Origin of the sequence: Enterobacter cloacae complex sp. ECL72, assembly GCF_019056635.1 — a bacterium.
Lineage (GTDB): Bacteria > Pseudomonadota > Gammaproteobacteria > Enterobacterales > Enterobacteriaceae > Enterobacter > Enterobacter hormaechei_C.
In genome coordinates, this window is sequence record NZ_CP077659.1 from 371,576 (window position 1) to 383,573 (window position 11,998).

The 11,998-nt window shown below is 52.2% G+C and carries 11 protein-coding genes; 10 read left to right on the forward strand and 1 reads right to left on the reverse strand.

Annotated features, from left to right (window positions below):
- Positions 1-47: 47 nt before the first annotated feature.
- A complete protein-coding gene (map, locus tag KTH07_RS01730) occupies positions 48-842 on the reverse strand; it encodes a type I methionyl aminopeptidase (RefSeq protein ID WP_015572721.1) in 795 nt (264 codons plus the stop codon).
- A 321-nt stretch (positions 843-1,163) separates the two neighbouring features.
- On the opposite strand from map, the gene rpsB reads away from it, so the two are divergent.
- The 10 genes from rpsB to skp all read left to right on the forward strand — a co-directional run bounded on the left by rpsB (position 1,164) and on the right by skp (position 11,995).
- Positions 1,164-1,889: a 30S ribosomal protein S2 gene (gene rpsB / locus KTH07_RS01735; protein WP_003856207.1), complete on the forward strand. Its 726-nt coding sequence runs from the start codon at positions 1,164-1,166 to the stop codon at positions 1,887-1,889.
- A gap of 117 nt (positions 1,890-2,006) precedes the next feature.
- The gene (tsf, locus tag KTH07_RS01740; RefSeq protein ID WP_023303106.1) at positions 2,007-2,858 is read left to right on the forward strand and encodes a translation elongation factor Ts; all 852 of its coding nucleotides are present in this window, start codon (positions 2,007-2,009) and stop codon (positions 2,856-2,858) included.
- 149 nt (positions 2,859-3,007) lie between these two features.
- Positions 3,008-3,733: a UMP kinase gene (gene pyrH, locus KTH07_RS01745; protein ID WP_002889306.1), complete on the forward strand. Its 726-nt coding sequence runs from the start codon at positions 3,008-3,010 to the stop codon at positions 3,731-3,733.
- Positions 3,734-3,900: 167 nt separating this feature from the next.
- On the forward strand, positions 3,901-4,458 hold the full coding sequence (gene frr, locus KTH07_RS01750; RefSeq protein WP_017383739.1) for a ribosome recycling factor: 558 nt from the start codon (positions 3,901-3,903) through the stop codon (positions 4,456-4,458).
- Between the two features lie 92 nt (positions 4,459-4,550).
- Positions 4,551-5,750, forward strand: a complete 1,200-nt coding sequence (gene ispC / locus KTH07_RS01755) for a 1-deoxy-D-xylulose-5-phosphate reductoisomerase (protein ID WP_023303107.1) — start codon at positions 4,551-4,553, stop codon at positions 5,748-5,750.
- A 185-nt stretch (positions 5,751-5,935) separates the two neighbouring features.
- A complete protein-coding gene (ispU, locus tag KTH07_RS01760; RefSeq protein WP_003856176.1) occupies positions 5,936-6,694 on the forward strand; it encodes a (2E,6E)-farnesyl-diphosphate-specific ditrans,polycis-undecaprenyl-diphosphate synthase in 759 nt (252 codons plus the stop codon).
- A gap of 12 nt (positions 6,695-6,706) precedes the next feature.
- Complete coding sequence (cdsA, locus tag KTH07_RS01765) at positions 6,707-7,564, forward strand: phosphatidate cytidylyltransferase (RefSeq protein WP_003856175.1); 858 nt, start codon at positions 6,707-6,709, stop codon at positions 7,562-7,564.
- A gap of 11 nt (positions 7,565-7,575) precedes the next feature.
- Complete coding sequence (rseP, locus tag KTH07_RS01770) at positions 7,576-8,928, forward strand: sigma E protease regulator RseP (RefSeq protein WP_023303108.1); 1,353 nt, start codon at positions 7,576-7,578, stop codon at positions 8,926-8,928.
- A 31-nt stretch (positions 8,929-8,959) separates the two neighbouring features.
- Positions 8,960-11,377: an outer membrane protein assembly factor BamA gene (gene bamA, locus KTH07_RS01775; protein ID WP_003856172.1), complete on the forward strand. Its 2,418-nt coding sequence runs from the start codon at positions 8,960-8,962 to the stop codon at positions 11,375-11,377.
- Between the two features lie 123 nt (positions 11,378-11,500).
- Positions 11,501-11,995, forward strand: a complete 495-nt coding sequence (gene skp / locus KTH07_RS01780; protein ID WP_006810039.1) for a molecular chaperone Skp — start codon at positions 11,501-11,503, stop codon at positions 11,993-11,995.
- Positions 11,996-11,998: the final 3 nt, after the last annotated feature.

Below are 11,998 nucleotides of genomic sequence, written 5' to 3' on the forward strand. Positions count from 1 at the left end.
AGAAAAAGCTATCGCCATTAAAAAAGCCGGCATTCGCCGGCTTCTTATCACTCAATGTTCGTCAGTATCGCCGGGATGGTGTCATCCTTGCGCAACGTCATAATTTCGCAGCCGTTGTCTGTAACCACAATAGTATGCTCGTACTGGGCAGACAAGCTTCTGTCTTTGGTTTTTACCGTCCAGCCATCTTTCATGGTACGGATGCGGTAATCACCCGCGTTGACCATTGGTTCGATAGTGAAGGTCATGCCCTTTTGCAGCACTACGCCGCCGTCGTCTGCATCGTAGTGCAGAACCTGCGGTTCTTCATGGAACACACGACCAATACCGTGACCGCAATATTCGCGCACCACGGAGAAACCTTCCGCTTCCACAAATTTCTGGATTGCGGCGCCGATGGTGCGCAGGCGGATGCCCGGCTTCACCATTTTCAGCGCCAGGTAGAGGCTCTCTTGCGTCACTTTGCACAGACGCTCGCCCAGAATCGTTGGCTTGCCAACGATGAACATCTTAGAAGTGTCGCCGTGGTACTCGTCTTTAATCACGGTCACGTCGATGTTGACGATGTCGCCATCTTTCAGCAGCTTCTCGTCATCCGGAATGCCGTGGCAAACCACTTCATTAATAGAGATGCAGACGGATTTCGGGAAACCGTGATAGCCAAGGCAGGCGGAGACCGCGTGCTGCTCGTTGACGATATAGTCGTTACAGATGCGATCCAGTTCGCCAGTGCTGACGCCCGGTTTCACAAACGGCTCGATCATTTCCAGCACGTCCGCGGCCAGACGACCGGCGACGCGCATCTTTTCAATTTCTTCAGGTGTCTTAATAGAGATAGCCATGTAATCTGTCCATCGGTGTCGATTTTTTCGACAATACTAGTGTAAGTGTTGTCAATGGTATCAGTCAGGCGCACCCCGTGCCAAATTGAGAATCATTAACAGCACACTCCGCCAACAATTATTGGTTTCTGGCCGTGTTTTGTGATATAAAGCGCGCCGGACTTCCGATCCATCTCAGATACACAGGCTGGACGGGAGCGACAAATCTCACTTTGTGTAACAACACACACGTATCGGCACATATTCCGGGGTGCCCTTCGGGGTCGGTAATATGGGATACGTGGAGGCATAACCCCAACTTTCAATATAGAGGTTTTAAACATGGCAACTGTTTCCATGCGCGACATGCTCAAGGCTGGTGTTCACTTCGGTCACCAGACCCGTTACTGGAACCCGAAAATGAAGCCTTTCATCTTCGGCGCACGTAACAAAGTTCACATCATCAACCTTGAGAAGACTGTACCAATGTTCAACGAAGCCCTGGCTGAGCTGAACAAGATCTCTTCCCGTAAAGGTAAGATTCTGTTCGTTGGTACTAAGCGCGCTGCAAGCGAAGCTGTGAAAGATGCTGCTAACAGCTGCGACCAGTTCTTCGTGAACCATCGCTGGTTGGGCGGCATGCTGACCAACTGGAAAACTGTTCGTCAGTCCATCAAGCGCCTGAAAGATCTGGAAACCCAGTCTCAGGACGGTACTTTCGATAAGCTGACTAAGAAAGAAGCGCTGATGCGTACTCGTGAACTGGACAAGCTGGAAAACAGCCTGGGCGGTATCAAAGATATGGGCGGCCTGCCAGACGCGCTGTTCGTAATCGATGCAGACCACGAGCACATCGCAATCAAAGAAGCTAACAACCTGGGTATCCCGGTATTCGCTATCGTTGATACCAACTCCGATCCGGACGGTGTTGACTTCGTTATCCCGGGTAACGACGACGCAATCCGTGCTGTTAGCCTGTACCTGAGCGCTGTAGCTGCTACCGTTCGTGAAGGCCGTTCCCAGGATCTGGCTTCTCAGGCGGAAGAAAGCTTCGTAGAAGCTGAATAATAAGGTTTTACCCCTTATTAGTACCGTGTATGAATAGGGGCCCATTATCGGCCCCTTTTTTCAATTTATACTGTTTGGCTCCCGGCCGGGCAGTTCACATCTCCCGAGGATTTAAGAATGGCTGAAATTACCGCATCCCTGGTAAAAGAGCTGCGTGAGCGTACTGGCGCAGGCATGATGGATTGCAAAAAAGCGCTGACCGAAGCGAACGGCGACATCGAGCTGGCAATCGAAAACATGCGTAAATCCGGTGCGATCAAAGCAGCTAAGAAAGCAGGCAACGTTGCTGCTGACGGCGTGATCATCACCAAAATCGACGGCAACTACGGCATCATTCTGGAAGTTAACTGCCAGACTGACTTCGTTGCTAAAGATGCTGGTTTCCAGGCATTTGCTAACAAAGTTCTGGACGCAGCGGTTGCAGGCAAAATCACTGACGTTGAAATTCTGAAAGCACAGTTCGAAGAAGAGCGTGTAGCGCTGGTTGCTAAAATCGGTGAGAACATCAACATCCGTCGCGTTTCTTCCCTGGAAGGCGATGTTCTGGGCTCTTACCAGCACGGCGCGCGTATCGGTGTTCTGGTTGCGGCTAAAGGCGCTGACGAAGAGCTGGTTAAACAGCTGGCAATGCACATCGCTGCAAGCAAACCAGAATTCGTTAAGCCAGAAGACGTGTCTGCTGAAGTGGTAGAGAAAGAGTACCAGGTTCAGCTGGACATCGCGATGCAGTCTGGTAAGCCAAAAGAAATCGCAGAGAAAATGGTTGAAGGCCGCATGAAGAAATTCACCGGCGAAGTTTCTCTGACTGGCCAGCCTTTCGTAATGGATCCAAGCAAGTCTGTTGCTCAGCTGCTGAAAGAGCACAACGCTGATGTAACTGGCTTCATCCGCTTCGAAGTGGGCGAAGGCATCGAGAAAGTTGAGACTGACTTCGCAGCAGAAGTTGCTGCAATGTCCAAGCAGTCTTAATGATTGAAAAGGAGCCGCCTGAGGGCGGCTTCTTTTTGTCACCCGTCTCACGAAATCAGACAGGCTCCAGTATCGCTGTGCTGATTTGCGACATATCATGTCGCCAGAATTAACCCCATCTTAATCGTTGACAGTCTCAGGAAAGAAACATGGCTACCAATGCAAAACCCGTGTACAAACGCATTCTGCTTAAGCTGAGTGGCGAAGCGCTGCAAGGATCGGAAGGCTTCGGTATTGACGCAAGCATCCTTGATCGCATGGCACAGGAAATCAAAGAACTGGTCGAACTGGGTATTCAGGTTGGCGTGGTCATTGGCGGTGGCAACCTTTTCCGTGGTGCTGGTCTGGCGAAAGCGGGGATGAACCGCGTAGTGGGCGACCACATGGGTATGCTGGCAACCGTGATGAATGGCCTGGCGATGCGTGATGCGCTTCATCGCGCCTATGTGAACGCTCGCCTGATGTCCGCTATTCCTTTGAATGGCGTATGCGATAACTACAGCTGGGCAGAGGCCATCAGCCTGCTGCGCAACAACCGCGTGGTGATCCTCTCCGCCGGTACGGGTAACCCGTTCTTTACCACCGATTCCGCAGCCTGCCTGCGCGGTATCGAAATCGAAGCCGATGTGGTGCTGAAAGCGACCAAAGTAGATGGCGTGTTTACTGCCGACCCGGCAAAAGATCCTTCAGCGACCATGTACGATCAGCTGACCTACAGCGAAGTGCTGGAAAAAGAGCTGAAAGTGATGGATCTTGCCGCCTTTACTCTGGCTCGTGACCACAAACTACCGATCCGTGTCTTCAATATGAACAAGCCTGGCGCGCTGCGTCGCGTTGTTATGGGCGAAAAAGAAGGCACTTTGATCACGGAATAATTTCCGTCGGCGATAAATACAGGTAAGATTCCGCTTTATTTCGACGTGGTATCTTACCCGGGCGCGCCTTTGGCGTTGTCATGAATTAAACGCGACTATACTTAGCACACCTGTAGCGCTGTGCTGGCGGATAGTCTGCCTGAGACAAGTTTTCAAGGATCCGTAACGTGATTAACGACATCAGAAAAGATGCTGAAGTACGCATGGAAAAATGCGTAGAAGCGTTCAAAAACCAAATCAGCAAAATCCGTACTGGCCGTGCTTCCCCAAGCCTGCTGGATGGCATCATCGTAGAATATTACGGTACGCCAACGCCTCTGCGTCAGCTGGCGAGCGTGACGGTAGAAGATACCCGTACCCTGAAAATCAACGTGTTCGACCGCTCAATGAGCCCGGCCGTTGAAAAAGCAATCATGGCATCTGACCTGGGTCTGAACCCAAGCTCAGCCGGCGCGGATATTCGCGTTCCACTGCCTCCGCTGACGGAAGAGCGTCGTAAAGACCTGATCAAAGTAGTTCGTGGTGAAGCTGAGCAGGGTCGTGTTTCCGTACGTAACGTGCGTCGCGATGCGAACGATAAAGTGAAAGCCCTGCTGAAAGAAAAAGAGATCAGCGAAGACGACGATCGTCGTTCTCAGGACGACATTCAGAAAATGACCGACGCGGCCATCAAGAAAATTGATGCGGCGCTGGCAGAAAAAGAAGCGGAACTGATGCAGTTCTGATTTTCGCTGTACACTGATAAACGCCGTTCAGAAGGACATTGAGTCTTGCTGGCGGCGTTTTGCTTTTATCTGGTCTAACTTTTGGGCATCTCATGAAGCATCTCACTCTCCTCGGCTCGACTGGCTCTATCGGTTGCAGCACTCTCGACGTTGTACGTCATAATCCTGACAGCTACACCGTGGCCGCGCTTGTGGCCGGAAAAAACGTGCAGCGAATGGTCGAACAGTGCCTGGAGTTTACCCCCCGTTTTGCGGTGATGGATGACGAAGAGAGCGCCCGCCAGGTGAAAGCGCTGTTGCAGGAGAAGGGCTGCCGTACCGAGGTACTCAGCGGGCAACAGGCGGCTTGCGATATGGCCGCGCTTGATGAAGTTGATCAGGTCATGGCGGCAATCGTCGGGGCGGCGGGTCTTCTGCCAACGCTTGCCGCTATTGATGCGGGGAAAGATGTCCTGCTTGCGAACAAAGAGTCGCTGGTCACCTGCGGACGCCTCTTTATGGAGGCGGTAAAACAGCGTGGGGCGCGTCTTTTGCCGGTCGATAGCGAACACAACGCGATTTTTCAGAGTTTGCCTCAACCTTTTCAACAAAACCTGGGGTACGCTGACCTGGAGCAGAATGGCGTTGTGTCGATTCTGCTTACCGGGTCTGGTGGCCCGTTCCGTGAAACGCCACTGTCTGAATTGAGCGCAATGACGCCGGATCAGGCGTGTCGTCATCCGAACTGGTCAATGGGGCGTAAGATCTCCGTCGATTCGGCCACCATGATGAACAAAGGTCTGGAATACATTGAAGCTCGCTGGCTGTTCAATGCGTCGGCGAAACAGATGGAAGTGCTGATCCACCCGCAGTCGGTGATTCACTCGATGGTGCGCTATCAGGACGGCAGCGTGCTGGCCCAGCTGGGCGAACCGGATATGCGTACGCCTATTGCTCATACGATGGCGTGGCCAAACCGCGTAAAATCGGGCGTTAAGCCTCTCGATTTTTGTAAGCTGAGTTCACTGACGTTTAGCGAGCCTGATTATGACCGTTATCCCTGTCTGAAACTGGCGATGACGGCCTTCGATCAGGGGCAGGCGGCGACAACGGCGCTTAATGCAGCCAATGAAGTGACCGTTGAAGCATTCCTGAATCAGCAGATCCGCTTTACTGACATCGCCGCGTTGAATTTATCCGTGCTGGAGATGATGGATTTGCGTGAGCCGCAGAGCGTCGAAGAGGTGCTGGCCGTGGATGAACAGGCACGCATTGTTGCGCGTAAACAGGTGACACGTCTCGCAGGCTGGTGATAAAGCAAGCACTAGTCGTCGTGCTATTTGTTAGCGTTGGGCTTCAGTGATATAGTCTGCGCCACCTGATCGCAGGTATTTGGCTTTAAGTGGTCAGGTAAGCCGTGGTTTGACACGGCTTTTTTATGTATAGGCTTCAGTATTCCTGTGTACCGTTAAATCCTTTCAGGGACTAAAAACGCGTTATGTTGTCTGCGAATCAACCAATAAGCGAAAACTTGCCAGCACATGGCTGTCGCCATGTTGCAATCATCATGGATGGCAATGGCCGCTGGGCGAAAAGACAAGGGAAGATACGAGCCTTTGGGCATAAAGCTGGGGCGAAATCTGTTCGCCGCGCCGTCTCTTTTGCCGCCAATAACGGCATTGATGCGTTAACGCTCTATGCTTTTAGCAGTGAGAACTGGAATCGACCTGCGCAGGAAGTGACTGCGTTGATGGAACTGTTCGTGTGGGCGCTCGATAGTGAAGTAAAAAGCCTGCACCGCCACAACGTCCGCTTGCGTATTATTGGCGAAACCAGTCGCTTTAACTCACGTTTGCAGGAACGGATTCGCAAAGCAGAAGCGCTGACGGAAAATAATACCGGCCTGACGCTCAATATCGCGGCGAATTACGGCGGACGCTGGGATATTATCCAGGGGGTTCGGCATTTGGCTGAGCAGGTTCAGGAAGGGCTGTTAAGACCCGACCAGATTGATGAAGAGGCGCTGAGTCAGCAAATCTGCATGAATGAACTGGCACCCGTGGATTTGGTTATAAGGACAGGGGGGGAACATCGCATAAGTAACTTTTTGCTGTGGCAAATTGCCTACGCCGAACTTTACTTTACGGATGTTCTTTGGCCAGATTTTGATGAACAAGACTTTGAAGGTGCGCTGCATGCCTTTGCCAATCGAGAGCGTCGTTTCGGCGGCACCGAGCCTGGTGGCGATAACGCCTGATGGGGGTAGCTTTTGCTGAAGTATCGCCTGATTTCCGCTTTTGTATTAATACCCGTCGTCATCGCAGCGCTGTTTTTACTGCCTCCGGTGGGATTCGCTATTGTTACGCTGGTGGTGTGTATGCTCGCCGCGTGGGAATGGGGGCAGCTTAGCGGCTTTACCTCGCGCACTCAGCGGGTATGGCTGGCGGTACTCTGTGGTTTTTTACTGGCCCTGATGCTGTATACCTTGCCTGAATATCATCATGATGTTCACCAGCCGCTGGTTGCCGGATCCTTATGGATATCGCTGGCCTGGTGGATTGCTGCGCTTGTTTTAGTGCTTTTCTATCCGGGCTCTGCGGCGATCTGGCGCAACTCTAAAGTGTTGCGCCTTATTTTTGGTCTGCTCACGATTGTTCCGTTTTTCTGGGGGATGGTTGCGTTGCGCGCCTGGCACTATGACGAAAACCACTACAGCGGCGCGATATGGCTGCTTTATGTGATGATTCTCGTCTGGGGGGCTGACTCCGGGGCCTATATGTTTGGTAAACTGTTCGGCAAACATAAACTGGCGCCAAAGGTTTCTCCGGGCAAAACCTGGCAAGGCTTCATCGGCGGCCTGTTTACGGCAGCGATTATCTCCTGGGGCTATGGCGTCTGGGCGAATCTTGAGGTTGCCCCCTCCACGCTGCTGGTATGTTCGATTTTCGCGGCGCTGGCATCGGTGCTGGGTGATTTAACCGAGAGTATGTTTAAGCGTGAAGCAGGGATTAAGGACAGTGGTCACCTGATTCCAGGACATGGCGGAATACTGGATCGCATTGACAGCCTTACCGCGGCTGTTCCCGTATTTGCTTGCCTGCTTTTACTGGTGTTTGGGACGATATAACGGAAGGTTTTATGCTGAGCATTCTCTGGAATCTGGCGGCGTTCATTGTTGCACTGGGTGTACTGATTACCGTGCATGAATTTGGCCATTTCTGGGTTGCCCGGCGCTGTGGTGTGCGGGTGGAGCGATTCTCGATTGGCTTTGGCAAATCGCTCTGGAAGCGCACCGATAAGCATGGCACCGAGTTTGTCATTGCTCTGATTCCCCTGGGCGGCTATGTCAAAATGCTCGACGAACGCGTTGAGCCTGTCGCCCCGGAACTTCGCCATAGCGCGTTTAACAATAAAACTGTTGGACAACGTGCTGCCATCATCGCTGCCGGCCCGGTAGCCAATTTCATCTTCGCTATCTTCGCTTACTGGCTGGTGTTTATCATCGGCGTGCCTGGCGTGCGCCCGGTCGTGGGCGAAATCACTACGGGTTCTATTGCGGCAACGGCGCAAATTACACCGGGAATGGAACTTAAAGCGATTGATGGTATCGAAACCCCTGATTGGGATGCCGTGAGGTTACAACTGGTTGCCAAAATTGGTGATGAGCAGACAACCGTCAGCGTATCGCCATTTGGTTCCGACCAGCGGCAGGAAAAAGTGCTGGATTTACGCCACTGGCGCTTTGAGCCAGACAAAGAGGACCCTGTCGCCGCACTCGGGATTCGACCGCGCGGCGCGCAGATCGAGCCGGTATTAGCCGAAGTACAGGCCAAATCGGCAGCGAGTAAAGCAGGTTTACAAGCGGGTGACAGGATCGTTAAAGTCGATGGTCAGCCATTAACACAATGGATGACCTTTGTTACTCTGGTGCGCGATAATCCAGGCAAGCCGCTCGCGCTGGAAGTGGAAAGGCAGGGGAGTTCGCTCTCACTGACTCTCACCCCGGATACCAAATCGGGCGGCGGTAAGGCGGAAGGGTTTGCAGGCGTTGTGCCGAAAGTGATCCCACTGCCAGATGAGTACAAGACAATACGCCAGTATGGGCCGTTTAGCGCCATCGTTGAGGCCACGGATAAAACATGGCAGCTGATGAAGCTTACGGTCAACATGTTGGGGAAATTGATAACCGGTGATGTGAAACTGAACAACCTCAGTGGGCCAATTTCGATTGCTCAGGGGGCTGGGATGTCAGCGGAGTTCGGGGTGATTTACTATCTCATGTTCCTTGCGCTGATTAGCGTGAACCTGGGGATAATCAACCTGTTCCCGCTTCCCGTATTAGATGGGGGCCATCTGCTGTTTTTAGCGATTGAAAAGCTAAAAGGCGGACCGGTATCCGAGCGAGTTCAAGACTTTAGTTATCGCATTGGCTCGATTTTGCTGGTGCTGTTAATGGGGCTTGCACTTTTCAATGATTTCTCTCGGTTGTAAGAGAGTTAGTTAGGAAGAACGCATAATAACGATGGCGATGAAAAAGTTGCTCATAGCGTCGCTGCTGTTTAGCAGCGCGACCGTATACGGTGCTGACGGGTTCGTAGTGAAAGATATTCATTTCGAAGGCCTTCAGCGTGTCGCCGTTGGTGCGGCCCTCCTCAGTATGCCTGTGCGCCCCGGCGATACGGTTAATGATGAAGATATCAGTAACACCATCCGTGCTCTGTTTGCCACTGGCAACTTTGAGGATGTCCGCGTCCTGCGCGATGGTGATACGCTGGTGGTTCAGGTAAAAGAACGTCCAACGATTGCCAGCATCACTTTCTCCGGTAACAAATCGGTGAAAGACGACATGCTCAAGCAGAACCTTGAGGCATCGGGTGTTCGTGTGGGGGAATCTCTGGACCGCACAACCCTTGCAGACATTGAAAAAGGTCTGGAAGATTTCTACTACAGCGTCGGTAAATACAGCGCGAGCGTTAAAGCGGTTGTTACACCGCTGCCACGTAACCGTGTTGACCTGAAACTGGTCTTCCAGGAAGGTGTTTCTGCGAAGATCCAGCAGATCAACATCGTGGGTAACCACGCGTTCAGCACCGACGAACTGATCTCCAACTTCCAGCTGCGTGACGAAGTGCCGTGGTGGAACGTGGTAGGCGATCGTAAATACCAGAAACAGAAACTGGCGGGTGACCTTGAAACCCTGCGCAGCTACTATCTGGATCGCGGTTACGCCCGTTTCAACATCGATTCAACTCAGGTGAGTCTGACTCCGGACAAGAAAGGTATCTACATTACCGTTAACATCACAGAAGGCGATAAGTACACGCTTTCGGGTGTTGAAGTCAGCGGCAACCTGGCAGGACATTCAGCTGAAATTGAATCTCTGACCAAAATTCAGCCGGGCGATCTGTACAGCGGATCTAAAGTCACCAAAATGGAAGACAGCATTAAGAAGCTGCTCGGCCGTTATGGTTATGCGTATCCGCGTGTGCAAACGCAGCCGGAAATTAACGACACGGATAAAACCGTTAAGCTGCACGTTAACGTTGATGCGGGCAACCGCTTCTACGTGCGTAAGATCCGCTTCGAAGGTAACGATACCTCTAAAGACTCCGTTCTGCGCCGTGAAATGCGCCAGATGGAAGGGGCATGGCTGGGAAGCGATCTGGTAGATCAGGGTAAAGAGCGTCTGAACCGTCTGGGCTACTTCGAAACGGTCGATACCGATACTCAGCGTGTACCAGGTCGTCCGGATCAGGTTGATGTTGTTTATAAAGTTAAAGAACGTAATACCGGTAGCTTCAACTTCGGTATTGGTTACGGTACTGAAAGTGGCGTGAGCTTCCAGGTCGGTGTTCAGCAGGATAACTGGCTGGGTACGGGCTACTCTGTCGGTATCAACGGGACGAAAAACGACTACCAGACCTACTCTGAGTTCTCCGTTACCAACCCATACTTCACCGTTGACGGTGTAAGCCTGGGCGGTCGTATCTTCTATAACGACTTTAAAGCGGACGATGCGGACCTCTCCTCGTATACCAACAAGAGTTACGGTCTGGATGGTACGCTTGGCTTCCCGGTTAACGAATACAACACCTTGCGCGCAGGTTTAGGGTACGTGCATAACGACCTGTCCAACATGCAACCGCAGGTGGCGATGTGGCGTTACCTGGACTCCATCGGTCAGTCGGCGAGTACGTCCAGCGATGATAACGGTTTCGCCGCGGATGACTTCACCTTCAACTACGGTTGGACCTACAACCGTCTTGACCGTGGCTACTTCCCGACGGAAGGTTCACGCGTCAACCTGAACGGTAAAGTGACTATCCCGGGCTCGGATAACGAGTTCTACAAGGTCACGCTGGATACGGCGTCCTACTTCCCAATTGATGAAGATCACAAGTGGGTTGTTCTGGGTCGTACCCGTTGGGGTTATGGTGACGGTATTGGAAGCAAAGAACTGCCGTTCTATGAAAACTTCTACGCCGGTGGTTCAAGCACCGTGCGTGGCTTCCAGTCCAATAACATTGGTCCGAAAGCGGTTTATTACGGCGGTAATGACGAAGATAACTGCGCAAGCCGTGATCCTAAGCAAGTATGTAGCTCTGATGACGCAGTAGGTGGTAACGCTATGGCCGTGGCGAGCCTCGAGTTCATCACGCCTACGCCGTTTATCAGTGATAAGTATGCGAACTCCGTGCGTACCTCCTTCTTTATGGATGCAGGTACGGTGTGGGACACCAACTGGGAGAACACCGCCCAGATGCGTGCGGCGGGGGTTCCGGACTACAGCGATCCGAGCAACATTCGCATGTCCGCAGGTATCGCATTACAATGGATGTCACCGCTGGGGCCGTTGGTCTTCTCTTACGCCCAGCCGTTTAAGAAATACGATGGAGACAAAGCGGAGCAGTTCCAGTTTAACATTGGTAAAACCTGGTAATAATCCGCTGCAATGGAATGCGTTGGCAGTGTAGCGCTGACAACCGGCGATCGGTAACACGGTCGCCTTGCCACGCAAAGAACGGTACCCCTCGGGTGCCAATGGGATGGTAAGGAGTTAATTGTGAAAAAGTGGTTATTAGCTGCAGGTCTCGGTTTAGCGATGGCAACTTCTGCTCAGGCAGCGGATAAAATTGCAATCGTCAACATGGGTAATTTGTTCCAGCAGGTTGCACAGAAAACCGGTGTTTCTGCAACGCTGGAAAACGAATTCAAAGGCCGTGCGAGCGAACTGCAACGTATGGAAGGTGATCTTCAGTCCAAGATGCAGCGTCTTCAGCGTGATGGTTCTACCATGAAAGCGAGCGAGCGCAGCAAACTGGAAAAAGACGTCATGTCTCAGCGCCAGACCTTCTCTCAGAAAGCACAGGCTTTCGAGCAGGATCGTCAGCGTCGTTCTAACGAAGAGCGTGGCAAACTGGTGACGCGTATTCAGTCTGCCGTTAAAGCAGTAGCAGCCGATCAGAGCATCGATCTGGTTGTTGATGCGAACGCCGTTGCATTCAACAGCAGCGATGTTAAAGACATCACCGCTGATGTTCTGAAACAGGTTAAATAAGTA

Bases quoted from the DNA above. Each gene is read 5' to 3' on its own strand.
- ispU (WP_003856176.1), top strand. From the start codon at position 5,936: ATGTTGTCTGCGAATCAACCAATAAGCGAAAACTTGCCAGCACATGGC.
- bamA (WP_003856172.1), top strand. From the start codon at position 8,960: ATGGCGATGAAAAAGTTGCTCATAGCGTCGCTGCTGTTTAGCAGCGCG.
- pyrH (WP_002889306.1), top strand. From the start codon at position 3,008: ATGGCTACCAATGCAAAACCCGTGTACAAACGCATTCTGCTTAAGCTG.
- rseP (WP_023303108.1), top strand. From the start codon at position 7,576: ATGCTGAGCATTCTCTGGAATCTGGCGGCGTTCATTGTTGCACTGGGT.
- tsf (WP_023303106.1), top strand. From the start codon at position 2,007: ATGGCTGAAATTACCGCATCCCTGGTAAAAGAGCTGCGTGAGCGTACT.
- rpsB (WP_003856207.1), top strand. From the start codon at position 1,164: ATGGCAACTGTTTCCATGCGCGACATGCTCAAGGCTGGTGTTCACTTC.
- map (WP_015572721.1), bottom strand. From the start codon at position 842: ATGGCTATCTCTATTAAGACACCTGAAGAAATTGAAAAGATGCGCGTC.
- ispC (WP_023303107.1), top strand. From the start codon at position 4,551: ATGAAGCATCTCACTCTCCTCGGCTCGACTGGCTCTATCGGTTGCAGC.